Origin of the sequence: Streptomyces cellostaticus (assembly GCF_001513965.1) — a bacterium.
GTDB lineage: Bacteria > Actinomycetota > Actinomycetes > Streptomycetales > Streptomycetaceae > Streptomyces > Streptomyces cellostaticus.
Window position 1 is genome coordinate 21,341 of sequence record NZ_KQ948016.1, and the last position, 25,357, is coordinate 46,697.

The 25,357-nt window shown below is 71.1% G+C and carries 24 protein-coding genes; 10 read left to right on the top strand and 14 right to left on the bottom strand.

Going from position 1 to position 25,357, the window contains the following annotated elements; translation table 11 throughout:
- The first annotated feature begins 49 nt into the window (after window positions 1–49).
- The gene (locus tag AQI88_RS03675; RefSeq protein ID WP_066991770.1) at window positions 50–742 is read left to right on the top strand and encodes a FadR/GntR family transcriptional regulator; all 693 of its coding nucleotides are present in this window, start codon (window positions 50–52) and stop codon (window positions 740–742) included.
- On the opposite strand, the gene AQI88_RS03680 is transcribed toward AQI88_RS03675, so the two are convergent.
- The 3 genes from AQI88_RS03680 to fabG all read right to left on the bottom strand — a co-directional run bounded on the left by AQI88_RS03680 (window position 720) and on the right by fabG (window position 2,707).
- Window positions 720–1,070: a hypothetical protein gene (locus AQI88_RS03680; RefSeq protein WP_066991774.1), complete on the bottom strand. Its 351-nt coding sequence runs from the start codon at window positions 1,068–1,070 to the stop codon at window positions 720–722. The two genes, AQI88_RS03675 and AQI88_RS03680, sit on opposite strands and share 23 nt — an antisense overlap.
- 159 nt (window positions 1,071–1,229) lie before the next feature.
- The gene (gene fabI, locus AQI88_RS03685; RefSeq protein ID WP_066991777.1) at window positions 1,230–1,997 is read right to left on the bottom strand and encodes an enoyl-ACP reductase FabI; all 768 of its coding nucleotides are present in this window, start codon (window positions 1,995–1,997) and stop codon (window positions 1,230–1,232) included.
- A 5-nt stretch (window positions 1,998–2,002) separates the two neighbouring features.
- On the bottom strand, window positions 2,003–2,707 hold the full coding sequence (gene fabG, locus AQI88_RS03690; RefSeq protein WP_066991779.1) for a 3-oxoacyl-[acyl-carrier-protein] reductase: 705 nt from the start codon (window positions 2,705–2,707) through the stop codon (window positions 2,003–2,005).
- 248 nt (window positions 2,708–2,955) lie between these two features.
- Between fabG and AQI88_RS03695 the strand changes: the two genes are divergently transcribed.
- Entirely contained in the window at window positions 2,956–4,515 is a 1,560-nt protein-coding gene (locus tag AQI88_RS03695) for a TldD/PmbA family protein (protein ID WP_066991782.1), read from the top strand.
- 120 nt (window positions 4,516–4,635) lie between these two features.
- Here AQI88_RS03695 and AQI88_RS45745 read toward each other — a convergent pair whose 3' ends face one another.
- Window positions 4,636–5,268 (bottom strand): hypothetical protein, encoded by a 633-nt coding sequence (locus AQI88_RS45745; RefSeq protein ID WP_159050293.1) that lies wholly within the window; start codon window positions 5,266–5,268, stop codon window positions 4,636–4,638.
- Window positions 5,269–5,601: 333 nt separating this feature from the next.
- Here AQI88_RS45745 and AQI88_RS03705 point away from each other — a divergent pair, with 333 nt between their 5' ends.
- Both AQI88_RS03705 and tyrS read left to right on the top strand, forming a co-directional pair.
- Entirely contained in the window at window positions 5,602–7,014 is a 1,413-nt protein-coding gene (locus tag AQI88_RS03705) for a metallopeptidase TldD-related protein (RefSeq protein ID WP_066991788.1), read from the top strand.
- Window positions 7,015–7,070: 56 nt separating this feature from the next.
- On the top strand, window positions 7,071–8,339 hold the full coding sequence (gene tyrS, locus AQI88_RS03710; protein ID WP_066991791.1) for a tyrosine--tRNA ligase: 1,269 nt from the start codon (window positions 7,071–7,073) through the stop codon (window positions 8,337–8,339).
- A gap of 87 nt (window positions 8,340–8,426) precedes the next feature.
- On the opposite strand, the gene AQI88_RS03715 is transcribed toward tyrS, so the two are convergent.
- Window positions 8,427–8,705, bottom strand: coding sequence for a GlsB/YeaQ/YmgE family stress response membrane protein (locus AQI88_RS03715; protein ID WP_066991793.1), 279 nt, complete (start codon window positions 8,703–8,705; stop codon window positions 8,427–8,429).
- 170 nt (window positions 8,706–8,875) lie between these two features.
- Here AQI88_RS03715 and AQI88_RS03720 point away from each other — a divergent pair, with 170 nt between their 5' ends.
- Entirely contained in the window at window positions 8,876–9,274 is a 399-nt protein-coding gene (locus tag AQI88_RS03720; protein ID WP_066993608.1) for a DUF3099 domain-containing protein, read from the top strand.
- Window positions 9,275–9,490: 216 nt separating this feature from the next.
- Window positions 9,491–9,706 (top strand): hypothetical protein, encoded by a 216-nt coding sequence (locus tag AQI88_RS03725; RefSeq protein ID WP_066991797.1) that lies wholly within the window; start codon window positions 9,491–9,493, stop codon window positions 9,704–9,706.
- Here AQI88_RS03725 and moaA read toward each other — a convergent pair.
- From moaA to AQI88_RS03740, 3 genes are all read right to left on the bottom strand, one after another.
- Complete coding sequence (moaA, locus tag AQI88_RS03730) at window positions 9,703–10,692, bottom strand: GTP 3',8-cyclase MoaA (protein WP_066991799.1); 990 nt, start codon at window positions 10,690–10,692, stop codon at window positions 9,703–9,705. The two genes, AQI88_RS03725 and moaA, sit on opposite strands and share 4 nt — an antisense overlap.
- A gap of 172 nt (window positions 10,693–10,864) precedes the next feature.
- Window positions 10,865–12,490 (bottom strand): solute symporter family protein, encoded by a 1,626-nt coding sequence (locus AQI88_RS03735; protein ID WP_066991802.1) that lies wholly within the window; start codon window positions 12,488–12,490, stop codon window positions 10,865–10,867.
- On the bottom strand, window positions 12,487–12,843 hold the full coding sequence (locus AQI88_RS03740; RefSeq protein WP_066991803.1) for a DUF485 domain-containing protein: 357 nt from the start codon (window positions 12,841–12,843) through the stop codon (window positions 12,487–12,489). The genes AQI88_RS03735 and AQI88_RS03740 overlap by 4 nt, the downstream gene beginning before the upstream one ends.
- A gap of 285 nt (window positions 12,844–13,128) precedes the next feature.
- Between AQI88_RS03740 and AQI88_RS03745 the strand changes: the two genes are divergently transcribed.
- The 4 genes from AQI88_RS03745 (at window position 13,129) to AQI88_RS03760 (ending at window position 18,814) form a co-directional block, all read left to right on the top strand.
- Window positions 13,129–14,655 carry a S8 family serine peptidase gene (locus tag AQI88_RS03745; protein ID WP_066991806.1) on the top strand — a complete coding sequence of 509 codons (1,527 nt, stop codon included), beginning with the start codon at window positions 13,129–13,131 and terminating at the stop codon, window positions 14,653–14,655.
- Between the two features lie 65 nt (window positions 14,656–14,720).
- The gene (locus AQI88_RS03750; protein ID WP_066991808.1) at window positions 14,721–16,244 is read left to right on the top strand and encodes a S8 family peptidase; all 1,524 of its coding nucleotides are present in this window, start codon (window positions 14,721–14,723) and stop codon (window positions 16,242–16,244) included.
- Between the two features lie 79 nt (window positions 16,245–16,323).
- Window positions 16,324–17,703, top strand: a complete 1,380-nt coding sequence (locus AQI88_RS03755; protein WP_066991811.1) for a CoA transferase — start codon at window positions 16,324–16,326, stop codon at window positions 17,701–17,703.
- 106 nt (window positions 17,704–17,809) lie between these two features.
- Window positions 17,810–18,814 (top strand): CopD family protein, encoded by a 1,005-nt coding sequence (locus AQI88_RS03760; protein ID WP_066991814.1) that lies wholly within the window; start codon window positions 17,810–17,812, stop codon window positions 18,812–18,814.
- Between the two features lie 4 nt (window positions 18,815–18,818).
- Here AQI88_RS03760 and AQI88_RS03765 read toward each other — a convergent pair whose 3' ends face one another.
- The 6 genes from AQI88_RS03765 to AQI88_RS03790 form a co-directional block, all read right to left on the bottom strand.
- Window positions 18,819–19,868 (bottom strand): zinc-dependent alcohol dehydrogenase family protein, encoded by a 1,050-nt coding sequence (locus tag AQI88_RS03765; RefSeq protein ID WP_066991819.1) that lies wholly within the window; start codon window positions 19,866–19,868, stop codon window positions 18,819–18,821.
- 135 nt (window positions 19,869–20,003) lie between these two features.
- Window positions 20,004–20,714, bottom strand: a complete 711-nt coding sequence (locus AQI88_RS03770; protein WP_066991821.1) for a VIT1/CCC1 transporter family protein — start codon at window positions 20,712–20,714, stop codon at window positions 20,004–20,006.
- 330 nt (window positions 20,715–21,044) lie between these two features.
- Entirely contained in the window at window positions 21,045–22,271 is a 1,227-nt protein-coding gene (locus AQI88_RS03775; protein WP_066991823.1) for an amidohydrolase family protein, read from the bottom strand.
- The gene (locus AQI88_RS03780; protein ID WP_066991825.1) at window positions 22,268–23,563 is read right to left on the bottom strand and encodes an amidohydrolase family protein; all 1,296 of its coding nucleotides are present in this window, start codon (window positions 23,561–23,563) and stop codon (window positions 22,268–22,270) included. Before AQI88_RS03780 ends, AQI88_RS03775 begins: the two co-directional genes overlap by 4 nt.
- A gap of 13 nt (window positions 23,564–23,576) precedes the next feature.
- Window positions 23,577–24,461: an SDR family NAD(P)-dependent oxidoreductase gene (locus AQI88_RS03785; RefSeq protein WP_066991830.1), complete on the bottom strand. Its 885-nt coding sequence runs from the start codon at window positions 24,459–24,461 to the stop codon at window positions 23,577–23,579.
- Window positions 24,462–24,546: 85 nt separating this feature from the next.
- Window positions 24,547–25,344 (bottom strand): acetoacetate decarboxylase family protein, encoded by a 798-nt coding sequence (locus tag AQI88_RS03790; protein ID WP_066991833.1) that lies wholly within the window; start codon window positions 25,342–25,344, stop codon window positions 24,547–24,549.
- Window positions 25,345–25,357: the final 13 nt, after the last annotated feature.

Below are 25,357 nucleotides of genomic sequence, written 5' to 3' on the forward strand. Positions count from 1 at the left end.
GTCCATCCCCGGGACGTCGCCGCCCGGGCTCCTCGTGCGAAGGTGTGCCATGCCCCTGAGCCACCCGCGCCGGTCGGCGCTGTCCGAGCAGGTCATCGCCGCGCTGCGCAGTCAAATCGCCTCCGGCGAGTGGCCGGTCGGCTCACGCATCCCGACCGAGCCGGAACTGGTCGAGCAGCTCGGTGTCGCCCGCAACACCGTCCGCGAGGCCGTCCGCGCGCTCGCGCACAACGGTCTGCTGGACATCCGCCAGGGCTCGGGCACGTATGTCGCGGCGACGAGCGAGCTGGCCGGCGTGATGCACCGCCGGTTCGCCGGCGCCGACCCCCGCCACATCGCCGAGCTGCGCTCGGCCCTGGAGTCGGCGGCGGCGAGGCTGGCCGCCGAGCGGCGCACCGAGAAGGACCTCAAGCAGCTGGACGCTCTCCTGGTGCGCCGCGAGGAGGCCTGGGCGACCGGCGAGGCCGAGGCCTTCGTGGCCGCCGACGCGACCTTCCACCTGGCCGTGGTGGCCGCCTCCCACAACGACGTCATGACGGCGATGTACGCCGACCTGGGCGAGGTGCTGCGGGACTGGCTGCGCGCGGACGTCGGCGCGGAACTGACGCCTCAGACGCACATGGACCATGCGCGGCTGGTGGACGCGATCCGCGCGGGCGACGCGGAGGCGGCGGCCGCGGAGGCCGCGAGCTATCCGTTCCTGTGCCGGCCGGGCCGGTTCAGTGCCCCTTCTGGTGGCTGATCCACACCGAGGAGACGTTCTTCCAGCAGCGGCCGGTGAGCCGTACGGTCATGGCGGCCCCCGTGTCCACCGGAGCGCTGTCGGTGTCGATGTCCCACCAGCGGGCGCACTCGATGTGCAGGCGCACCCGGTCGGTGTCGACGTAGGGGTTGTGGCAGTAGGCCACCACATGGGAGCCGTGTACGGCCGTACGGCAGGCGGCGCCGAACAGCCTCGGCGCGGGCGGCTTTCCGTGGCTCACGCGCGCGTGCGACATCGCGTCGTACGGCAGGGAGATCACGAGAGCTGCGGCCACGGTCACCGAGGCCAGGCTGCGGGACAGGCGCACAAGGGGACCTCCTCGGCCGGGCTGCGGAGGGATGCGCGAGGTGAACGCGTAATCCAGAGTGCGCCGTCCGCTCCCGGCCCCGCCCGGCCGGGTACGCCGAACGAGTGACGCCCCGCCCCCGCGCAGTGCGGAGAACGGGGCGCCGGTGCCGGACGAAGGTCACGCGCCGATGGCGTGCAGCCCGCCGTCGACGTGGATGATCTCGCCGGTGGTCTTCGGGAACCAGTCGCTCAGCAGGGCGACGATGCCCCGGCCGGCCGGCTCCGGGTCCTTCAGGTCCCACTCCAGCGGGGAGCGGGTGTCCCAGACGGAGGCCAGGTCGCTGAAGCCCGGGATGGACTTGGCAGCCATGGAGCCGATGGGGCCCGCGGAGATGAGGTTGCAGCGGATGTTCTGCTTGCCCAGGTCGCGCGCCATGTAGCGGCTGGTCGCCTCCAGGGCGGCCTTGGCCGGGCCCATCCAGTCGTACTGCGGCCAGGCGAACTGCGCGTCGAAGGTGAGGCCGACGACCGAGCCGCCGTTCTGCATCAGCGGCAGGCAGGCCATGGTGAGCGACTTCAGGGAGAACGCCGAGACGTGCATGGCGGTGGCGACCGACTCGAACGGCGTGTTGAGGAAGTTGCCGCCGAGCGCGTCCTGCGGCGCGAAGCCGATGGAGTGCACGACACCGTCGAGGCCGCCGAGCTCCTCGCCGACCACGTCGGCCAGGCGGCCGAGGTGCTCGTCGTTGGTGACGTCCAGCTCGATGACCTTGGTGGGCTTCGGCAGCTTCTTGGCGATGCGCTCGGTCAGCGTGGGCCGCGGGAACGCCGTCAGGATGATCTCCGCGCCCTGCTCCTGAGCCAGCTTGGCCGCGTGGAAGGCGATGGAGGACTCCATCAGCACACCCGTGATCAGGATGCGCTTGCCCTCGAGGATTCCGCTCATGGTGATCAGTGACCCATTCCCAGTCCGCCGTCAACGGGGATGACGGCTCCAGTGATGTACGAGGCGTCGTCCGAGGCGAGGAACCGCACCGTCGCGGCGATCTCCTCCGGCTGCGCGTACCGGCCGAGCGGCACCTGCGACACGATGTTCTCGCGCTGCTCTTCGGTGAGCACCTTGGTCATGTCGGTGTCGACGAAGCCGGGCGCGACGACGTTGAAGGTGATGTTGCGCGAGCCCAGCTCACGGGCGAGGGAGCGCGCGAAGCCGACCAGGCCGGCCTTGGAGGCGGCGTAGTTCGCCTGGCCGGGGCCGCCGTACAGCCCGACGACCGACGAGATGAGGACGACGCGGCCCTTCTTGGCGCGCAGCATGCCGCGGTTGGCGCGCTTGACCACGCGGAAGGTGCCCGTGAGGTTGGTGTCGATGACCGAGGTGAAGTCCTCCTCGGTCATGCGCATCAGGAGCTGGTCCTTGGTGATGCCGGCGTTGGCGACCAGCACCTCGACCGGGCCGTGCTCGGCCTCGATCTCCTTGTAGGCCTGCTCCACCTGCTCGGGGTCGGTGATGTCGCACTTGACGGCGAGGAAGCCGGCCGGCGGCTCACCCGAGCGGTACGTGATCGCGACCTTGTCGCCGACGTCGGCGAAAGCGCGGGCGATGGCGAGGCCGATGCCCCGGTTTCCTCCGGTGACGAGAACCGAGCGGCTCAACGGATCACCCTTTCGATAGCGGTCTGATGCGGTCGGACAACCCGCCCGAACACTTGGATGGCAGGCGGCTTCATCGAAAACCTATCGGTAGCGCCCCTTCCGTGGGCAAGCGGGCACCGACAGTGGCGCACGGCAGTCCCTGTCGGATCCCTACAGAAAGGACCCGTACGGGACCGAAACATGTGGTCCGCCGCGCCGCTTGCGCGACATGATCGGACCCGACAGGCGACGACAGCAGGGAGACCTCCGTGCCTCATTCCATCGACGAAGCCTTCACGGCGCTTCCGCTCAGAGCCCTCGCGGACGCCGCGCTCGCACGCGCGCGTGCGCTCGGGGCCGCGCATGCGGACTTCCGGTTCGAGCGGGTGCGCAGCGCGTCCTGGCGGCTCAGGGACGCCAGGCCCGCGGGATCGTCGGACACCACCGACCTCGGGTACGCGGTCCGCGTCGTGCACGGCGGTACGTGGGGCTTCGCGTCCGGGGTGGACCTGACTCTGGACGCGGCCGCCAAGGTCGCCTCGCAGGCGGTGGCGATGGCGCAGCTCTCCGCCCAGGTGATCAAGGCGGCCGGGGCGGATGTGGGGGCACCTCCCACGCCTTTCGGGCAGTGGGGGAGGGTGGAGCTGGCGGACGAGCCGGTGCACGCCGACCGGACGTGGGTCTCGTCGTACGAGATCGACCCCTTCTCGGTGCCCGACGAGGAGAAGGCCGCGCTGCTGGCGGAGTGGAGCACGCGGCTGCTGGCGGCGGACGGTGTGAACCACGTGGACGCCTCGCTGCTCACCGTGCACGAGAACAAGTTCTACGCCGACACCGCGGGTACCGTGACCACCCAGCAGCGGGTGCGGCTGCATCCGCAGCTGACGGCCGTGTCGGTGGACGAGTCGAGCGGTGAGTTCGACTCGATGCGGACCATCGCGCCGCCCGTCGGGCGCGGCTGGGAGTATCTGACCGGGACCGGCTGGGACTGGGACGCCGAGCTGGAGCGGATCCCGGAACTGCTCGCCGAGAAGATGCGGGCGCCGAGCGTGGAGCCGGGCCTGTACGACCTGGTGGTCGATCCGTCCAACCTGTGGCTGACCATCCACGAGTCCATCGGCCACGCCACCGAACTGGACCGGGCCCTCGGTTACGAGGCCGCCTACGCCGGCACCTCCTTCGCCACCTTCGACCAGCTGGGCAAGCTGAAGTACGGCTCCGAGCTGATGAACGTCACCGGTGACCGCACCGCCGAGCACGGCCTCGCGACCGTCGGGTACGACGACGAGGGCGTCCAGGCGCAGTCCTGGGACCTGGTGAAGGACGGCACGCTCGTCGGCTACCAGCTGGACCGCAGGATCGCGAAGCTGACCGGGTTCGACCGGTCCAACGGGTGCGCGTTCGCCGACTCCCCCGGGCATGTGCCGGTGCAGCGCATGGCCAATGTGTCCCTGCAGCCGGATCCGGCCGGACTGGCCACCGAGGATCTGATCGGGGGCGTCGACCGGGGCCTCTACGTCGTCGGCGACCGGTCCTGGTCGATCGACATGCAGCGGTACAACTTCCAGTTCACGGGCCAGAGGGCGTACCTGATCCGCAACGGCCGCCTCGAGGGGCAGGTCCGGGACTTTGCGTATCAGGGGATCACGCCCGAGTTCTGGGGCTCCATGGAGGCGGTCGGAGGCCCCCAGACCTACGTACTGGGAGGGGCCTTCAACTGCGGGAAGGCCCAGCCGGGGCAAATCGCTGCCGTGTCTCACGGGTGCCCGTCCGCACTGTTTCGGGGGGTGAACATCCTGAACACCTCGAACGAGTCCGGCCGCTCCTGACGGGGCGGTCGTCAGCCAATCTCCTGGATGGCGCCCCGGACCGGTGTGCGGCCTTCGGCCGGTCCGGTCCGGGGCGCCACCGGCCGCGCCAGGTCTGCCACGGCCAGGCGATCCGACCCGTCACTCAGCTTCGACGCGCATCACAGCATCAGCGCGGGCGAAACGTACAGTTTCAACCACTTTCTTGTGAGCGGGCTTCGATGCCTGCTGCTTGTGAGCAGGCTTCGATGCCTGGTACTTGTGGGCGGGCTTCGATGCCTGCTGCTTGTGAACGGGCTTCGACCCATGCTGCTTGTGAACGGGCTTCGATCCATGCTGCTTGTGGGCAGGCTTCGACCCGTGGTGCTTGTGGTCAGGCTTCGATCCATGCTGCTTGTGGTCAGGCTTCGACCCGTGGTGCTTGTGGTCAGGCTTCGATCCATGGTGCTTATGAGCATGCTTCGGCCCATGGTGCTTGTGAGCATGCTTCGACCCGTGATGCTTGTGACCGTGCTTGTGCGCCCGGTGCTTGTGACCGTGCTTGTGCGCCCGGTGCTTGTGACCGTGCTTCGGTGCCGAATGCGAGGCCCCGTGCGAGTCATCCTGCTCGCTGTACGGGACACCCAACGTGACCACGGCGCTGGCCTGCGAGCTAGCCACCGCGCTGACCTGCTGCGGACCATCGGAATCGTCGGCGAAGCTGACACCGACGCCGAAGGCGGACAGCCCCACGACCACGGTGGCTACGACTGCTGCGCGCTGAAACTTGCGCATGGTTTGACCCTTTCTCACCTGGGCGTGAAGCCCTGGATTGGCTACTCAGTGTGAGAATAGATGCGCAAATCGTAAGTACTGTTGATCTCGGGCCGGGCGCCGTGTCGGCCCATGGCGAGACTCCCGTCCGTGCACCCTTCCCCGCCTCTCACTCCCGCCGGAAGCGTTCTGCTGCGGCCGGAGAGAGCCTCAGGTCAGAGCGATATTGCATCCCCGATCCGGGTCACCGGTGGGTAGTCTCTGATCCGATCCGGAGCAGGCCTCCACGACAAGGGATTGAGGGCAGACCGTGGACAACCGCCTGACCTGCACAAACGCCCAGGAGGCTGATCGATGAGCGCGCCAGGCAGCAAGGCGAACAAGCCGCACGAGGTCGTCGAGCAGGCGCTCGCGCTGTCCCGGGCCGACGGCTGTGTCGTCATCGCCGACGAGCACTCGACCGCCAACCTGCGCTGGGCGGGCAACGCCCTCACCACCAACGGTGTCACCCGCGGCCGTACCCTCACGGTGATCGCGACCGTGGACGGCAAGGAGGGCACGGCCTCCGGTGTCGTGTCGCGGTCGGCGGTGACGGCCGAGGAGCTGGAGCCGCTGGTGCGGGCCGCGGAAGCCGCCGCGCACGGGGCCGGGCCCGCCGAGGACGCCCAGCCGCTGATCAGCGGCGTCCCGGAGTCGCCGGACTTCACGGACGCGCCCGCCGAGACCTCCTCCGCCGTGTTCGCCGACTTCGCCCCGGCGCTCGGCGAGGCCTTCGCACGCGCGCGTGCCGGCGGCCGTGACCTGTACGGCTTCGCCAACCACGAGCTGGTGTCGACGTACCTGGGCACGTCCACCGGGCTGCGCCTCAGGCACGACCAGCCCACCGGCACGCTGGAGCTGAACGCCAAGTCCCCGGACCAGAGGCGCTCGGCGTGGGCGGGCCGCTCCACGCGGGACTTCAAGGACGTCGACCCGGGCGCCCTGGACGCCGAACTGGCCGTACGCCTCGGCTGGGCCGAGCGGCGCATCGAGCTGCCCGCGGGTCGGTACGAGACGCTGCTGCCGCCGGCCGCGGTCGCCGACCTGCTGATCTACCAGCTGTGGTCGGCCTCGGGCCGGGACGCGGCCGAGGGCCGGACGGTGTTCTCCAAGCCGGGCGGCGGCACCCGCGTCGGCGAGAAGCTCGCCGGGCTGCCACTGACCCTGCGCAGCGACCCGAACGAGCCCGGCCTGGAGTGCCCGCCCTTCGTGGTCGCCCACTCCTCCGGCGGTGACCAGTCCGTGTTCGACAACGGGCTGCCGGTGCAGGCCACCGAGTGGGTGAGCGAGGGCGTGCTGAAGCACCTCACCACCACCCGGCACAGCGCGGGTCTGACCGGGCTGCCCGTCGCCCCGGCCCTCGGAAACCTGATCCTTGACGGCGGGCAGGACCGCTCCCTGGAGGAGATGGTCGCGGCCACGGACCATCGCGGGCCCTGTCTGCTGCTGACCTGCCTGTGGTACATCCGTGAGGTCGATCCGGCGACGCTGCTGCTCACGGGCCTGACCCGGGACGGCGTCTACCTCGTCGAGAACGGCGAGGTGACCGGTCAGGTGAACAACTTCCGGTTCAACGAGTCGCCGGTGGACCTGCTCGGCCGGGCCACGGAGGCGGGGCGGACCGAGAAGACGCTGCCGCGGGAGTGGAGCGACTACTTCACCCGGACTGCGATGCCCGCGCTGCGGATCCCCGATTTCAATATGAGCTCTGTCAGCCAGGGCGTATAACCTCGTAGTCGGCTGTCACCCGACCGCCCGAAGATCACCGAGGAGACACGAGAACCGTGACGGACATCGTCGACGAGCTGAAGTGGCGTGGGCTCATCGCCCTCTCCACGGACGAGGACGCACTGCGCAAGGCGTTCGCGGACGGCCCTGTCACGTTCTATTGCGGCTTCGACCCGACCGCGCCCAGCCTGCACCTCGGCAACCTCGTGCAGATCCTGACCATGCGCCGGATCCAGCAGGCGGGCAACCGCCCGCTGGGCCTGGTCGGGGGTGCCACCGGTCTGATCGGTGACCCGAAGCCCACCGCCGAGCGCACGCTGAACTCGCCGGAGGTCGTGGCCGGCTGGGTGGAGCGGGTGCGCGGCCAGATCCAGAAGTTCCTGGACTTCGAGGGGCCGAACGCGGCGGAGATGGTCAACAACCTGGACTGGACCCAGGGCATGTCGGCCATCGAGTTCCTCCGGGACGTCGGCAAGCACTTCCGGGTCAACAAGATGATCGCCAAGGAGGCCGTCGCCCGGCGGCTCAACTCCGACGCGGGCATCAGCTACACCGAGTTCAGCTACCAGATCCTGCAGGGCATGGACTTCCTGGAGCTGTACCGGCGGTACGGCTGCACGCTGCAGACCGGCGGCAGCGACCAGTGGGGCAACCTCACCTCGGGCACGGACCTGATCCACCGGGTCGAGCCGGACGCCGTCGTGCACGCGCTGGGCACGCCGCTGATCACGAAGGCGGACGGCACCAAGTTCGGCAAGACCGAGTCCGGCACGGTCTGGCTCGACCCCGAGATGACCACGCCGTACGCGTTCTACCAGTTCTGGGTCAACGCGGACGACCGGGACGTCTCCAAGTTCCTGCGCATCTTCAGCTTCAAGTCCCGTGAGGAGATCGAGGAGCTGGAGAAGCAGACCGAGGAGCGTCCGCAGGCCCGGGCCGCGCAGCGCGCGCTCGCCGAGGAGCTGACGACGATGGTGCACGGCGCCGACCAGACGGCCGCCGTGATCGCCGCGTCCAAGGCCCTGTTCGGCCAGGGCGAACTGACGGAGCTGGACGAGCGGACGCTGGCCGCGGCGCTGTCCGAGGTACCGCACATCCAGGTCGCCGAGCTGGGCCCGGTGGTCGACCTGTTCGCCGAAGTCGGTCTGGTGGCCAGCAAGTCCGCTGCGCGGCGGACCGTGAAGGAGGGCGGGGCCTACGTGAACAACGCGAAGGTCACCGCCGAGGATGCGGTGGCTTCCAAGGAGGAGCTGCTGCACGGGCGGTGGCTGGTGTTGCGGCGTGGGAAGAAGAACCTGGCTGCTGTGGAGGTCGTTTCCGCATAGCGCCGCCGGGGCGTGGGTGGTCTGCGGGCCGCGGGTCGTTCGTGGTTGTTCGCGCAGTTCCCCGCGCCCCTTTCGGGGCGCTTCGACTCAGGCCCGTTGTTTCTTCTTGCCCAGCGTCGCCATGTAGAGCGAGTCCACGGCGAAGACGATGATGATCGCGGCGATGAGCTGGAAGGCGTGGCGGCTCCAGTCGATGCCGCGGGTCTCCTCGACGCCGAAGGCGCGGGCGATCGCGTTGCCCGCGACGGCGCCCAGGATGCCGCAGATGGTGGTCAGCCACAGGGGGCTGTGCTGCTTGCCCGGGATGATCGCCTTCGCGATGAGGCCCAGCACGAATCCCACGATGATCGCCCACAACCAGCCCATGGCTGCCTCCTCCTACGGCTCGAATGTGAGCCTTACGGTCAGTCTGGGTCCGTCCGCCGTACGGCGCATGTCGGGGTCCCCCGTACGCGGCAGGGCCGATGGCATTCGCGCTGGCAGGAAGCAACCCGGTCTCGATGGCCTCGCGGGCGCGGCGTAACGTGGTGAGCGTGATGGGGAAGCAGCGCGGCGGCGTTCAAGTGTTCCGGATCACCGGCGCCCGGACGGGACTGGCCGAGGACGTGCGGGGCCGGCAGCGGCGGTACGTCATCTCGATGACGATCCGCACCGCCTCGGTGATCCTCGCGGCCACGCTGTGGAACGTCGAACGGTACGTCGCGATCGTGGCGCTGGTCCTCGGTGCACTCCTTCCCTACGTCGCCGTGGTGATCGCGAACGCGGGCCGCGAGCGGCCGCCCGACCTTCCCTCGACCTTCGTCGAGGCACCGATGCGGCCGATGATCGCGCCGCCGCGGGCGGAGGAAGAGGCCGCGCGGGCGGAGTCCGTTCCGGAGGATGTGCCGCCGGATCCGGCGGCGGGAGTCCCTGGTGAGCGGCCCAACAGGACCTGACCATGGCGGACGCGGAAGAGCCGGTCGGCGGCTGCGCGTCAAGCTCAAGAAAAGCTCAGATCAATCGTGTAGTTCCAGTGCCGGGCGATGGGTTACCCGTGACATACTGCGTACGCGCTCCGCATCCCCCGTCGGAGCGACGGACCGACGCCGGGCAGCTCCCCCCGTGGCTGCTCGGCGTCGCCTTGTTTGCACCCCGTTTTGTGAGACGAACCTGTGAGTGAGACGCCCATCTGTTCCGCCAAGGGCTGCCGTGCCGATGCCGTGTGGGTGCTGGCGTGGAACAACCCGAAGATTCACACGCCGGAGCGGCGGAAGACGTGGCTCGCCTGCGCGGAGCATCGCGAGCATCTTTCGCAGTTTCTCGGGGTTCGGGGGTTCTTGAAGGACGTGGTGAAGTTCGAGGACTGGGAAGCCCCCGAAGGGTCCTAGCCGCCGATTGCGGACATCGGGCGGTCCGGCTGCACGAACGAGGGGTCGTCCAGGCCCGCTCCCGCCTTCTTGCCCCACATCGCGAGCTTCCAGATGCGGGCGATCTCCTCGTCGGGGGCCCCGGAGCGCAGGGCTGCTCGCAGGTCCGTCTCCTCCGTGGCGAACAGACAGGTGCGTATCTGGCCGTCGGCGGTGAGGCGGGTGCGGTCGCAGGCCGCGCAGAACGGCCGGGTGACCGAGGCGATCACGCCGACCCGCTGCGGGCCGCCGTTCACCAGCCAGCGCTCCGCCGGTGCCGAGCCGCGCTCGTCCGCGCCCTCGGGGGTGAGGTCGAAACGCGTGCGCAGGGAGGCCAGGATGTCCCCGGCGGTGACCATGCCCTCGCGCTTCCAGCCGTGCTGGGCGTCTAGGGGCATCTGCTCGATGAAGCGCAGTTCGTACGCGTGCTCCAGCGCCCAGGCCAGCAGGTCCGGGGCCTCGTCGTCGTTCAGGCCCGGCATCAGGACCGAGTTGACCTTGACCGGGGTCAGGCCGGCCTCGCGCGCGGCGAAGAGGCCCTCGATGACGTCCTTGTGGCGGTCGCGGCGGGTGAGGGTCTTGAAGACGTCCGGGCGGAGGGTGTCCAGGGAGACGTTGACCCGGTCCAGGCCCGCCGCCTTCAGGGCGGACGCGGTGCGCTTGAGGCCGATGCCGTTCGTCGTGAGGGACGTCTGGGGGCGGGGGGCCAGGGCCGCGACGCGCTCGACGATGCCGACCAGGCCGGGGCGCAGCAGGGGCTCGCCGCCGGTGAAGCGGACCTCCTCGATGCCGAGCAGGCGGACCGCGATGTCGATGAGGCGGACGATCTCGTCGTCGGTGAGCAGATCGGGCTTGGCCAGCCACTGCAGGCCCTCTTCGGGCATACAGTACGTACAGCGCAGATTGCACCGGTCAGTCAGTGAGACCCTCAGGTCGGTGGCCACTCGGCCGTAGGTGTCGATGAGCACGTGGGCCCCCTCCCTCGATCCGGAACACTTGTTTTCCGTTACCTGCGAGCCTACGTGAGACCACTGACAACGACAGCGACCCGATCCGACGAGCTACGACGCGGCCGCGTCGTAGGACCGTACGATCCCGAACGACGCGGCCGTCCGTACGAAGCTCAGTGCGCCACGAGACTCAGTGCGCGCCCGTCCCGGTCAGGGACCGCACCTCCAGCTCCGCGTACTTGCCGGCGTCCGGGGCCTCCTTGGAGAGCAGGGTGCCCACGGCGCCCAGGAGGAAGCCGACCGGGATCGAGATGATGCCCGGGTTCTCCAGCGGGAACCAGTGGAAGTCGACGTCGGGGAACATCGAGGTCGGCTTGCCGGACACCACCGGCGAGAACAGCACCAGGCCGACCGCGGTGACCAGGCCGCCGTAGATCGACCACAGGGCGCCCGCGGTGGTGAACCGCTTCCAGAACAGGCTGTAGAGGATGGTCGGCAGGTTGGCGGAGGCGGCGACCGCGAAGGCGAGGGCGACGAGACCGGCCACGTTCAGGTCGCGGGAGAGGGCGCCGAGGACGATCGAGACGGCGCCGATGCCTACGGTCGCGTAGCGGGCGGCGTTGATCTCCTGCTTCTCGGTGGCCTGCCCCTTCTTGATGACGTTGGCGTAGATGTCGTGGGCGAAGGAGGAGGACGAGGCCAGGGTCAGGCCCGCGACGACCGCGAGGATCGTGGCGAAGGCGACCGCGGAGATCGTGGCCAGCAGGATCGCGCCCCCGTCGGAGTCCACTCCGCCCAGATGCAGGGCGAGCAGGGGTGCCGCGGTGTTGCCCGCCTTGTTGGAGGCAATGATCTCGTCCGGTTTGATCAGTGCGGCCGCACCGAAGCCGAGGGCGAGGGTCATCAGGTAGAAGGCGCCGATCAGGCCGATCGCCCAGATCACGGACTTGCGGGCGGCCTTGGCAGTCGGGACCGTGTAGAAGCGGATCAGGATGTGCGGCAGGCCCGCGGTGCCGAGGACGAGGGCGATGCCGAGCGAGATGAAGTCCAGCTTGGTGGTGCCGGTGGCGCCGTACTTCAGGCCGGGCTCCAGGAAGGCCGAGCCCTTGCCGCTGTTGTCGGCGGCCTTGCCGAGCAGATCGGAGATGTTGAAGTGGAACTTCAGCAGGACCAGGAAGGTCAGCAGCAGGGCGCCCGCGATCAGCAGCACCGCCTTGACCATCTGGACCCAGGTGGTGCCCTTCATGCCGCCGACGGTGACGTAGACGATCATCAGCACGCCGACCAGGGCGACGATGCCGATCTTGCCGCCGTCACTGGTGATGCCCAGGAGCAGCGAGACCAGGACGCCCGCGCCGGCCATCTGGGCGAGCAGGTAGAAGATCGACACGACGATCGTGGAGGTGCCTGCGGCCGTACGGACGGGCCGCTGGCGCATCCGGTAGGCCAGCACGTCGCCCATCGTGTAGCGGCCGGAGTTGCGCAGCGGCTCGGCGACCAGGAGCAGGGCGACGAGCCAGGCGACCAGGAAGCCGATGGAGTAGAGGAAGCCGTCGTAGCCGAAGAGGGCGATGGCGCCGGCGATGCCGAGGAAGGACGCGGCGGACATGTAGTCGCCGGAGACGGCCAGGCCGTTCTGGAAGCCGGTGAACTGGCGTCCGCCGGCGTAGAAGTCGGCGGCGTCCTTGGTCTGCCGGCCCGCCCAGACGGTGATGACGAGGGTCGCTGCGACGAACACCGCGAACAGGGTGATGATCAGCGACCGGTGCTCGCTCGCCTCGCCGGCGGCGAGCAGGGTGTGCTGTGCGGGGCTCATGCTCCGCCCTCCATCCGGGACTTGATGGCCTCGGCCTTGGGATCGAGCTTGGCGGCGGCGTGACGTGCATACCACCAGGCGATGAGGAACGTGGTGAGGAACTGGGCGAGGCCCAGGACGAGGGCCACGTTGATGTTGCCGGCCACCTTGGTGCCCATGAAGCCGCCCGCGTAGTTGGAGAGCAGGACGTACAGCAGGTACCAGGCGATGAAGGCGATGGTCAGGGGGAAGGCGAAGGAGCGGTGGGAGCGGCGCAGTTCACCGAACTCCGCGCTCTGCTGCACCTCGGCGAACTCCTCGGTGGAGGGAAGGTGGGCTTGGGGTTTCGCGGGGGGCGGTGTCTCGGTAGCCACGGAGTCTCCTCGCGTTGCGGGCATGCGCGTTCTGGGTCTCACAGGGACGGGGGTCACGTTACCGGTTGTCACCGACCGACTCCCCATAGTGATTCCGGCGGGGGCACGATCCTGATGCGCCCTCCGTCCACGGTCACGGCGCCACGCGCGGAGCGGTTCAAGTCCGCCGGGCCCTTTCGGAGATCAGCCCGTGGAGATAGCTTCGCCCTGCACCACCCGTCATGTACCTGCCCGAGCACCACCTGTGTCTCGGGCGGTTTTGTATCCGGATGATGTGGAGATCCCATGGCTCATCTGCGCTCCAGACGCCGGCTCGCGCTCGCCGTGCCGGTCGTGCTGTCGCTGACCGCCTCGCTCGGTTTCCTGCCGACGGCGGCCTCCGCGGCACCCCTGGCACCCACGGCGGCGCGGGCGGCGGACGGCCCGGCCCTCGCGTACGTGGTCAACACCAGGACGGACCACCACACGATCGAGTCGGTGCAGCAGGCGATCACCCGCAACGGCGGCACCGTCGTGGCGAGTTACGACCGGATCGGCGTGATCGTCGCCCACTCCGCGAACCCGGACTTCGGCACGCAGATGCGCGCGGTACGCGGGGTGCAGTCGGCGGGTGCCACGCGCACCGCGCCGCTGAGCGCGGCGGGCACGACGGACGAGGGCGCGGTACAGGTCCTGTCGAAGGCGGAGGCCGCGAAGATCGCCAAGGGGGCGGCGGCGGGCGAGGAGCCCCTCGAGGCCGACCAGTGGGATCTGCGGGCGATCGGCGCCGACAAGGCCGCCGGAATCAACCCGGGCAGCAGAGACGTGACCGTCGGTGTCATCGACACAGGCGTCGACGACACCCACCCGGACATAGCGCCGAACTTCTCCGCGTCCCAGTCGGCGAACTGCGTGAGCGGCAAGGCGGACACGACGTACGGCGCCTGGCGCCCGGTGGACGCCGATCACTACCACGGCACGCATGTGGCGGGCGAGATAGCCGCGGCCCGCAACGGCATAGGCGTGGCGGGCGTGGCCCCCGGGGTGAAGGTCGCGAGCATCACCGTGGCCCAGCCGGACGCGAAGTCGCTGTTCTACCCGGAGAGCGTGGTCTGCGCCTTCGTGTTCGCCGCCGACCACGGCATAGAGATCACCAACAACAGCTACTACGTTGATCCGTGGCTGTACAACTGCATGGACGACCCCGATCAACGTGCCATCGTTGACGCGGTCAATCGTGCCCAGCTGTACGCACAGCGCAAGGGCACGCTCAATGTGGCTTCGGCGGGCAACTCCGACGACGACCTCGACGCGGACGCGATCGTGGACGCCTCCAGCCCCGACGACTCCACCGCCACGAACCGCACGGTCGACCCGCACGAGTGCTTCGACGTGCCGACCCAGCTGCCCGGTGTGGTCACCGTGAGCGCGGTGGGCGTCAAGGGCGCCAAGTCGTACTACTCCAGCTACGGCCAGGGTGTGGTCGACGTGGCGGGGCCGGGCGGCGACAAGTACCAGATTCCGGACACGCCGTCGAAGAACGGCCGCATCCTGTCGACGCTGCCCAACGACCAGTACGGCTTCCTCCAGGGCACGTCGATGGCCTCCCCGCACGTGGCCGCCGTGGCCGCGCTGCTGAAGTCGGCCCACCCGTACGCGAACCCCGCCCAGTTGCAGGCCCTTCTGAAGGCCGAGGCGGACAACCCGGGATGCCCGAGCGATCCCTACGACGGAAACGGCGACGGGGTCGTGGACGCGACCTGTGTCGGCGGCAAACGCGTCAACGGCTTCTACGGCTTCGGGGTCGTCAACGCGCTGCGCGCGGTCCAGTAGGCGCCCTCCGGCACGACGTCCCGCACGGCACGCCCGCATCGCGAACGAACTGGAGAGACAGATACATGACAGCGCCCCAGCCGCGCTACCGCCGTGCCCTGGTGATCCCGGTCGGGATGGCCATGGCCACGGCCCTCGCGTTCCTGCCCAACGTCACGGCGTCCGCGGCCGACGCCGCTTCCGCGGCCACCGCCGACGGTCCCTCGCTCAGCTATGTCGTCAACGTCCGCCCCGGACACGGGATTTCGGCGCACGTGGAGAAGGCCGTCGCCGAGGCCGGCGGGTCGATGGTGATCGCGTACGACCAGATCGGCGTGATCGTCGTGCACTCCTCGAACCCGGACTTCGCCAAGGAGATCCGCACGGTGCGCGGGGTCGACTCGGCCGGTGCCACGCGCAACGCGCCGCTGCCCGCCCAGTCCACCACCGACGTCGGCACGCCGAAGGTGCTCAGCGCCGAGGACGTCGCCGCGGCCGGTGCGAAGGCGACGGACGGGCAGGACCCGCTGGAGCCGCTCCAGTGGGACCTGCCGGCCATCAAGGCGGACAAGGCGCACGAGAAGACCCTGGGCAGCCCGGACGTGACCGTCGCCGTCATCGACACGGGCGTCGACGACACCCACCCGGACATCGCGCCCAACTTCGACCGTGACGCCTCGGCCAACTGTGTGTCGGGCAAGCCGGACACGACGGACGGCGCCTGGCGGCCGAGCGCGTCGGAGAGCCCGCACGGCACGCACGTGGCGGGCGAGATCGCGGCCGCCAGGAACGGCGTGGGCGTCACGGGCGTGGCGCCGGGCGTCAAGGTGGCAGGGATCAAGGTCGGCAATCCGAAGGGCTACTTCTACACGGAGGCCGTGGTCTGCGGCTTCGTGTGGGCGGCCGAGCACCACGTCGACGTGACCAACAACAGCTATTACACCGATCCGTGGTACTTCAACTGCAGCACCGACCCGGACCAGAAGGCGCTGGTCGACGCCATCGCCCGGGCCTCGCGGTACGCGGAGAGGAAGGGCACGGTCAACGTCGCGGCGGCGGGCAACGAGAACTACGACCTCGCGTCCGACTCGATCACCGACCCGGTGTCACCGAACGACGGCACTCCGTCGGACCGGGTGATCGACCCGCACGAGTGCTACGACATACCGACCCAGCTGCCGGGTGTGGTGACCGTGGCGGCGACCGGGGCGAAGGGCCTGAAGTCCTCGTTCTCCAACTACGGCCTCGGGGTGATCGACATCGCCGCTCCCGGCGGCGACTCCACGGCCTACCAGAAGCCGGAGCCCCCGGCGACCAGCGGCCAGATCCTGGGCCCGCTGCCGGGTGGCAAGTGGGGCTACATGGCCGGTACGTCGATGGCCACGCCGCATGTCGCCGGCGTTGCCGCATTGATCAAGTCAACCCATCCGCATGCACCCGCCGCCCTGGTGAAAGCCCTGCTGTACGCCGAGGCCAACGCCACGCCGTGCACGGACCCGTACGACATCAACGGTGACGGCAAGGTCGACGCGGTGTGCGAGGGGTCGAAGAACTACAACGGCTTCTACGGCTGGGGCACGGCGGACGCGCTGGCCGCGGTGACCGAGTAGACGGACCCAGAGGGACTGCAGAGGCCTGCAGAGGTGCCTCCTCCATGTATTGATTCAGTCAATACTGCATAGTGCAGTCATGACTGAAATCAAGTTCGCATGGTCCGTCCTGGGCGGCGATCCCGCCCTGGCCGAACGGGTCACCTCCGTGGTGCGGGAGGGCGCGCTTGCGGCGCGCCTCCCCGTACGGCGGCTGGCGCGCGCGTGCGTCGGCGCGTGTGCGCTGGCCGCGGCCGAGCTGGGGGCGCAGCGGGCCGGGCTCACCGAGGTGCCCGGGGCCCTGGTGGACGACGGAGCGGTCGCCGCCGCTTTCCACAGTGAGCGGCTCCTGCAGGTCGACGGGCGGGCGCCGGTCGCCTTCGCGCCGCTGTCGCGGTTCTGGCAGACGGCCGACGGCTGGGTGCGCACGCACGCCAACTACCCGCACCACCGGGCGCGGTTGCTTCGCGCGCTGGACCTGCCGGACGGCGCCTCGGTGGAGGAGGTGGCCGCGCGGCTCGCCGAACGGCCCGCCCTGGAGGTGGAGGAGACGGTCTACGGCGCCGGCGGCCTCGCCGTGGCCCTGCGCACCCCGAAGGAGTGGGCGGCGCACGAGCAGGCCGCCGAGGTGGCCGCGCGCCCGCTGGTCGAGCGCGAGCGGCTGGACTCCACGCACGCGCGCGTGCTCACGCCGCTCGCCCCTGAGGCTTCTCCCCTGCTGCCCGCCGCCGGGCTCCGCGTCCTCGACCTGACCCGGGTGCTGGCCGGGCCGGTCGCCACCCGGACGCTGGCCCTGCTCGGCGCGGAGGTGCTGCGCGTGGACGCCCCGCAGCTGCCCGAACTCGCCGACCAGCACGCCGACACGGGCTTCGGGAAACGGTCGGCGACCCTGGACCTCACCGCCGACCGGGACACCTTCGAGAAGCTGCTGGCCTCGGCGGACGTCGTGGTCACCGGCTACCGTCCGGGCGCCCTGGACCGGTTCGGGCTCTCCCCCGAGGCGCTGGCCGAGCGGCGCCCGGGTCTGGTCGTGGCGCAGGTGTCGGCATGGGGCGCGTACGGATCCTGGGGCGGCCGGCGCGGCTTCGACAGCCTGGTGCAGGTCGCGACCGGCATCGCGGTGACCGAGGGCTCGGCCGGGCAGCCCGGCGCGCTGCCCGCGCAGGCCCTGGACCACGGCACCGGCTATCTGCTGGCGGCGGCCGTGCTGCGGGCGGTGACCGAGCAGTCTCACGACGGGGGCGGCCGGCTCGTCCGGCTGGCCCTCGCCCGGACCGCGCACTGGTTGACGGACGGAATACCGGCGGACCAGGCCGGGAACGCCGCCCCCTACGAGGGCCCGGACGCCTGGCTGGCCGAGACGGACGGCCCGCTCGGGCGGTTGCGGCACGCCCGGCCGCCGGTCTCCTTCGCGGGTGGTCCCGCCGGCTGGGCACGGCCTCCGGTGCCCTGGGGTTCGGATCCGGCTCGCTGGGCATGAGTGGGCGGGCGGCCGGAAACGTACGTATGGGTGGAATGCCGTAGCCCCAGTCGTTTTCCGGGACTTGCCCGGTTCTGCGGCGGCTGGTGAAGATCACGGGGGGACCTTGTCACGTCCGAGTGCCGACGCCGCCGACGCGAACGACCCGGCCCGACGGCCCGGCACCGCCCGGGCCGTCGCCGTCCTGGTCCTCCTGTCCCTGGCCGCCCTGATACCCCTGCTCGGGCCGTCCGCCGCGCTGCACGGCACCGGGGAGGCCGCCGCTCCCGGTGTGGGAGGCATCGCGCTGCTGCGCGGGGTGCTGTTCGCCGCGCTGTGCGTCCCGCTGGGCGAGCTGTTCGTGCTCCGGCTCGCCCGGCAGCTGCCCGGTGCCCCGCCCGAACGGCCGCGCAGCTGGGCGGCGTTCGCGAACGGCACCGGCTTCGTCGCCGCACTGGTGCTCGCCTCGGTGGTCGCCACCGGCAATCTGGTCCCGCACAGCCCCGGCCAGATCGACCTCGGCGGCCTGTACGACTCCCGTGACGGCAAGCTGGCCCTGCTGGAGGTCAACGGCTTCCTGGTGGCGGCGCTGTGCGCGCGCTCGCGCCGCCCGGCGGCCCAGGTGTGGCCGCTGGCCGCGGTGGTGGTCGCGGAGGCGCTGCGCGCGCACCCCACGACCGAACAGGGCCCGCTGACCGGCTCGGGTCTGACGCTGGTGCATCTGACCTGCGCGGCGCTGTGGATGGGCGGCCTGCTGCACGCGCTGCGGACCCTGCGCCGGTGGCACGGCGACGCGGCCGGGGCCAGGCTGCTCGGGCTCTACGCGCGCGTGGCGGCCGTCCTGCTCGCGGCCCTCACCGCGACGGGCCTGTGCAGTGCGCTGCGGCGGATGCCGGCGGCCACGATCCTGGACCAGCTGACGACGACGGCGTACGGACGCACGCTGCTGGCCAAGGCGATCCTGGTCGCCGCCGTCGCCGCGCTCGCCCTGTGGGCGCGGATCCGGCTGCGCCGGGCGGCCGACCCGCTGACCGCGTACGCTCCCGCCCGGGCCGAGGTGATCGCCCTGGGCGCGGTGGTCGCGGTCTCGGGCCTGCTCACGGCGCTGCCGCTGCCGATCCGCTGGTCCTAGCCGGTCACCGGCCGTTGGTGACGAGCACCTTGAGGGCGGTGCGCTCGTCCATCGCCTTGTAGCCGTCCGGCACGCCCTCGATGCCGACGGTCAGGTCGAACACGGGCGAGGGGTCGATCGTGCCGTCGAGGACGTCGGGCAGCAGGTCGGGGATGTAGGCGCGGACCGGGGCGACACCGCCGCGCAGGGCGATGTTCCGGTCGAACATGACGCCGAGGTCCAGGCCGGTGCCGCTGCCGTGCGGCACGCCCACGAAGCCGATCGCGCCGCCGTCGCGGGTGATGTTGACTGCCGTACGCATCGACTGTTCCGTACCGACGGCCTCGACGACGGCGTGCGCGCCCTGGCCGCGGGTGAGTTCCCGGACGGCCTCGACGGCCGCGTCCCCGCGCTCGGCGACGACGTCGGTGGCGCCGAAACGGCGCGCGATGTCGGTACGGACCTCGTGCCGGCCCAGCGCGATGATCCGCTCGGCGCCCAGCCGCTTGGCGGCCAGCACCGCGCACAGGCCGACCGCACCGTCGCCGACCACGGCGACCGTGGCGCCCGGGCGGGCGCCCGCACCCAGGGCCGCGTGGTGGCCGGTGCCGAGGACGTCGGAGAGGGTCAGCAGGGCGGAGAGCAGGTGGTCGTCGGAGACCGCCTCCTTCGGCAGCTGGACGAGGGTGCCGTCGGCGAAGGGCACGCGCACGGCCTCGCCCTGGCCGCCGTCGTAGCCGACGGAGCCCCAGAAGCCGCCGTGCTCGCAGGACGTCGTCAGGCCCTCGCGGCAGTAGTCGCAGACGCCGTCGGACCACATGAAGGGCGCGACCACCAGGTCACCGCGCCGGACGGTGCCCACCTCGGAGCCGGTCTCCTCGACGACACCGAGGAACTCGTGCCCGATGCGCTGCCCCGGCTGCCGGGCCGCCTCCCCCCGGTACGCCCACAGGTCGCTGCCGCAGATGCAGGCGCGCAGCACCCGCACCACGGCGTCGGTGGGCAGCTGCACCACGGGCTCGGGCACGTTCTCCACGCGCATGTCGTACGGAGCGTGGATGGTGGTGGCGCGCATGGCGAGGGTCCTTCTCGTGCGGGTGTCGTGCGGTGCGCTCGGGGGGTGGTCGAGCGCATTTCACGGTACGCCGTCGCCGCGGCGGGCTGCTCGCCGAGGGTTGCCCCGGACCAGCGGGTACGGCTCACGGGCCGGCTACACCCCCGCCGCCCCCAGCAGGCTGCCCGCCGCGTAGGTCACCCCCATGGCGAGCGCGCCGCCCACCACGTTCCGCAGCACCGCGCGCTTCGGGTCGGCCGCTCCCAGCCGGGCACTGCTCCACCCGGTGAGGACGAGCGCGCCCAGCACGGACACCACGGTGACCGGGAGCCGCCAGGCGGCGGGGGGCAGCACCATGGCCAGCAGGGGCAGCAGCGCGCCCACCGTGAAGGCCACGAAGCTCGCCCAGGCCGCGTGCCAGGGGTTGGTCAGCTCGTCCGGGTCGATACCCAGCTCCACGCGCGCGTGCGCCTTCAGCGCGTCCCGCGCGGTGAGCTGTGCGGCGGCCTCCCGGGCCACGTCCCGGGAGAGGCCGCGTTCCCGGAGCAGCTCGGTCAGCTCCTCGAGTTCGGCCTCCGGCTGCTCCCTCAACTCCCGCTTCTCCATGGCCAGCGCGGCCATCTCGGAGTCGCGCTGGGTGGAGACGGACACGTACTCCCCCGCCGCCATGGACATCGACCCGGCGAGCAGCCCGGCCAGGCCGGCGGTGAGCAGGGCGGCCCGGTCCTGGGTCGCGCCGGCCACGCCAACGACGAGTCCCGCGGTGGAGACGATGCCGTCGTTCGCGCCCAGCACGGCCGCGCGCAGCCAGTTCAGCCGGGAGCCGAGGGCGCCCCCGTGGGCCTCGTCGTGGGGTGGTTCCGTCACACCCGGAATATGACACCCCCGGCGTACGGATCCGCGCTCCGACTCGTCAGCAGTGGGCGGCCGGCGCCACGGACCGGACCTCGCGGGCCGCCGCCCCTCGCGGGCTCTGCGGACTTGGCGACCGCCGACATCAGCCGGTCACCGCTGGGCCAGGTCTGCTGCCCGAGCTGTCCGCGCCTCGCAGGTGACCGTGCCTCGCAGGTGACCGCGGCCCACCGTTCCGCGTCCCGGACGGCCGGCGTCCAGCGATCCCGGTGGTGCGGCGGACGGTGTGGGTGCCCCTGCGACGCGCAGGTCGGCATGGCCCGGGCCGGAGCGCGAGGTGCCGCTTCACCAGACCCGCACCGACGCTCCCCTCGCGAAGACCGGGCTGGTCGCGTCCGGCGGTGGTTCCGTGAGCGGCTCGGCGATCTCCGCCACCGTCGGGCCGACTTTCGCCGCGATGGGGTCCAGGAAGTCCAGGTCGAAGCCGTAGACACGGGCCGCGTTGCCGCCGAGCATGGCGGCGACCTCCGCGCGCGGGACGCCGGCGTAGGCGAACCGCAGGCCCTCTCGGGTGTACGGGTAGGTGCCCTCATCGTGCGGGTAGTCGCTGCCCCACATGATCTTGTCGATGCCGATCCGGCCGCGCAGCGGGACCTCGTGCGGCCTCATGAAGCTGGCGCCGACGAAGCAGTGGTCGCGCCAGACCCGGGACGGCGCCTCGCCCATGCCCTCGGCCAGGCCGGCGCCGAACTTGGCCTCGGCGGTGTCGGCCTTCGTGGATGCCGAGACCAGGCGGCCGTGGTAGTAGTCCAGCATGTCGAGGACGCCGGGGATCCAGCCGGAGCCCTGCTCGGTGAGTACCAGCTTCAGCCCCGGGTGACGGCGGAAGACGCCGCCGAAGACCAGGTGCCACAGCGCGCGGTGGGAGAACCAGGTCGTCTCGACCATGAAGACCGCGCGGGCGGCCGGTTCGTCGCCGAGCGGCGGGGAGGCGGAGCCCGCGTGGTGGTTGACGGGGACGCCGAGTTCCGCGCAGACGGCCCAGATCGGGTCGTACGCGCGCGCGTACAGCTCGGGCAGGCCCGAACCCGGCGGGGTGCCGGGCAGCATCAGGCCTCCCTCGAGGCCTGCCGACGCGGCCCGCCTGATCTCCTTGACCGCCTCGTCGACGTCGCCGAGCAGGATCTGGAAGACGCCGGCCCGGCGGCCCGGTGCGGCCGCGCAGAAGTCCGCCAGCCAGCGGTTGTGGGCGCGCAGGCCCGCCCAGCGCCGTTCGAGTTCCTCGGCGGTCTGCGGCTGCGTCATCAGCGAACTCGACGGGAAGAAAGGCGGGATGGTGTTCGGGAAGATCACCTCCGCGACGATCCCGTCCGCCTCCAGCTCCGCGAGGCGCCGCTCGGAGTTCCAGTTCCGGTCGGCCGCGTCGGCGAGCAGGTCCTCGTGGGGGTTGACGTAGGTGGCCGCCCAGACGTCGAAGTCGTCGTGGTAGCGCTTTTCCAGGTACGGCTTGTAGTCCAGGAGGTCGGCCCCCGCGTGGCAGTCGGCGGAGATCACCGTGTACCGGTCGTTCACTGCGTCACCCCCAGCACCGGGAAGTCGTGATCGGTCAGCCAGTGCCGGCCCGCCTCGCGCGAGCGCGCCCAGGATGCCTCCACGGCCGCCTGGTCGGCCGACTGGCCGAGGTCGGCCGGGGTAGGGCCGATGCGGCGGGCCAGCGGGGCGAGCCGGTCGGCGTCGAAGCCGAAGGCCTCCGCCGCCGCCAGGCCCAGCATCCGGCGCGTCTCGCTCACCGGGATGTCGTGGAAGGTGCGGCGCAGCCACGCGCGCGTGTCGGGCCAGGTACCTTCGGGATGCGGGAAGTCGCTGCCCCAGAGGATGTTGTCGACGCCGATCTCGTAGCGCTGGGCGAGTTCGCGGCGCTTGGTGTTCGTCGCGCAGATGAAGATCTGGCGGTCGAGGTACTCGTGCGGCGGCCGCTTCAGCTCCTCGAAGGGGGACAGCTTCTTGCCGCCGTGCGCGCCGAGGTAGAGGCGGTCCATGAACCACAGCAGGTTCGGCAGCCACCAGCAGCCCGACTCGGCGACGCCGAACCGCAGGCCGGGGTGGCGTTCGAAGACGCCGGACCAGAGCAGGAACCACAGCGGCCGGGCCGGCCACCAGGTGACCTCGCTGACGAAGATCCCCAGGTGGTCGCCGTACTCGTGGCGCGGCGCCGATCCGGAGTGCGTCAGCACCGGCATCCCGCACTCGGCCGCCGCCGCCCACACGGGGTCGTAGCGGCGGTCGTGGTACGGCTCCTTGTCGCCCCACAGGGCGGGGATCATCAGCGCGCCGAGCCCGGCCTCCCTGGCGCGGTGGATCTCGGCGACCACCTTCGGCGCGTCGGCCGTGACCGGCAACAGGGCGACGCCGCAGTGCCGTTCGGGGTGCTCGGACACGAAGTCCGCGAGCCAGCGGTTGTGCGCCCGCGCGCCCGCCATGCCCAGCTCCGGGTCGTGGTCGCCGGACAGGCCGAGGCCCACCCCGAAGGGTGCGGCCGTCCGGCTGTCCACGGCGTCGGCGTCCGGGAAGACCACCTCCGCCGCCACGCCGTCCCCGTCGAGCTCCTTGAGGCGCTGCGCGGTGTCCCAGCCCCCGCGCAGACCCTCCTCGTTGTCCTGGAACCACGTGGCCGCGAAGGCCTCGTTGCGGACGCCGAGCCGGGTCATCTCCTCGCGGCGCCGGTCGCGGCCCGCGAGGAACGCGTCGAAGTCCCGGTGGAAACGGGACTCCAGGTAGGGCCGGTACTCCTCGGTGGGCAGCCCGGCATGGCAGTCGGAGGAGATGATCAGGTACGGGTCCTGGCCGGAAACAGCGTCGGTCACGGCAGTCCCCCTCTCAGTCCAGAATGAAGCTCTCGAGGTACGACGGGTTCGCGCGGTCCAGCATCGAGTGGGCCCGCGCGCGGATCAGGGCGTCGCTGTGGTCGCTCGCCGGCAGCAGCCAGAAGCGGTCGGCGCGGATGCCGTCCACGACCAGCCCGGCGACCTCCTCCACGGGCGTGAAGCGGACCTCCTTGCCGGCCGCCCGCATCGCCGCCTCCCACTGGTCGAGGCTGCGGTAGGGCGTCTTGCGGGGGCGCTGCTTGGCGTAGCGGGCGGGCCGGTTGCGGTGGGACTCCCACAGGCCGGTGCGCAGCATGTGCGGCCCCGGGAAGAGCACCGAGGCGCCCACGCGCGCGTGCTCCGCCTTCAGATGGGCGTACAGGGACTCGGTCATGGTGACGACGGCCGCCTTGGTGACCGCGTAGACGGAGGCGGTCGGCAGCGGCGCGATGCCGCCGTCTGCGGAGGACGTGTTGACGACATGACCAGGTTGACCCGACTTGATCATCCGTGGCACGAACGCCTGGATGCCGTGGAAGACGCCCCACACATTGACGGCGAAGGCCCATTGCCAGTCGTTCGGCTCGTGCTCCCACATGCGCCCTTCGGCGCCCGAACCGACCCCGGCGTTGTTGCACAGCACATGCACGGCGCCGTAGACCTCGTACGCGGACTCGGCCAGCTCCAGGACCTGTTCGCGTACGCCGACGTCGACCACGCGCGCGTGCACGTCGGCGCCCTCGGCGCGCAGGTCCGCGGCGGCCTTGTCCAGCGCGGTCCCCTCGACGTCGGCGAGGACGACCTTCAGGCCCTCGGCGGCGAACCGCCGGGCCATCGCCAGCCCGATCCCGCTCGCCGCCCCGGTGACGACGGCGACCTGTCCTGCCCTCAGCTCCACGGCCGCTCACCTCCTCCCCACGTCGCCCGGGACGACACGGTTCCCGGCCGGGGGTCCGGGGGTTGTCCCCCAGGCAGGCACAGCATCACGCGCTCCCTTCGGGCGGCCCGTCATGGACCTGGAGCGGGTCGTCGTAGCGCTGGTGGACGTACGGCAGCAGGGCCTGGGCGTCGACCCGTTCGACCACCCGGCCGCTCTGGTCGCTGGTCTTCTCACCGATGGTGATCTCCAGCAGGCGCAGCACCGGGAGGTCGGCGACGGGGTCGTACAGGGACTCGCGGAGCACCACGTCCCCGGTGACCCGTTCCAGCCGGCGCACCTTCTCGTGCCGTACGCAGTGCACCAGTACGGGGTCGCCGTCGAAGCCGGAACCGTCCACCGCGGGAAGGAACTTGAAGTAGAAGTCGGTCTTGCGGGACGGCTCCGGCAGGGGCAGCGTGCCGCTCACCGCGCCGCGTATCTCGACGAACGCGATGCCGTGCCGTGCCAGCGACGCCCGCACGACGAGCCCCTCGCGCTCGACGGCCACCTCACCGAGCTTCTTGGGCTCCCCGAAGACCTCGCGGCCGCCGGTGAGGGCCCGCTCGTGGGTCATCGGCATCACCAGCGGGTACCAGCCCTCGACACCTCCGTGGGCGGCGGCGACCGCGAAGGAGCCCGCGCCGAGCGGGTATCCGGGCAGGTCGACCTTGCTGATGTTCACCCGCGCCAGGGGGCGTGAGGTGGGTTTGAGCGGGGGTGGCAGCACCACCGCCACCGCGTCCGGGTCGGTCTCCCAGACGGCCGCCACACCGGTGGACCAGATCTCCGGGAGCCGCGCACTCGCGGTGCGCGTGGCGGCGATCTCCCGCTCGGTCCGTGCGCCGTACCGTACGCGTGCCATATGCCGTACCGCC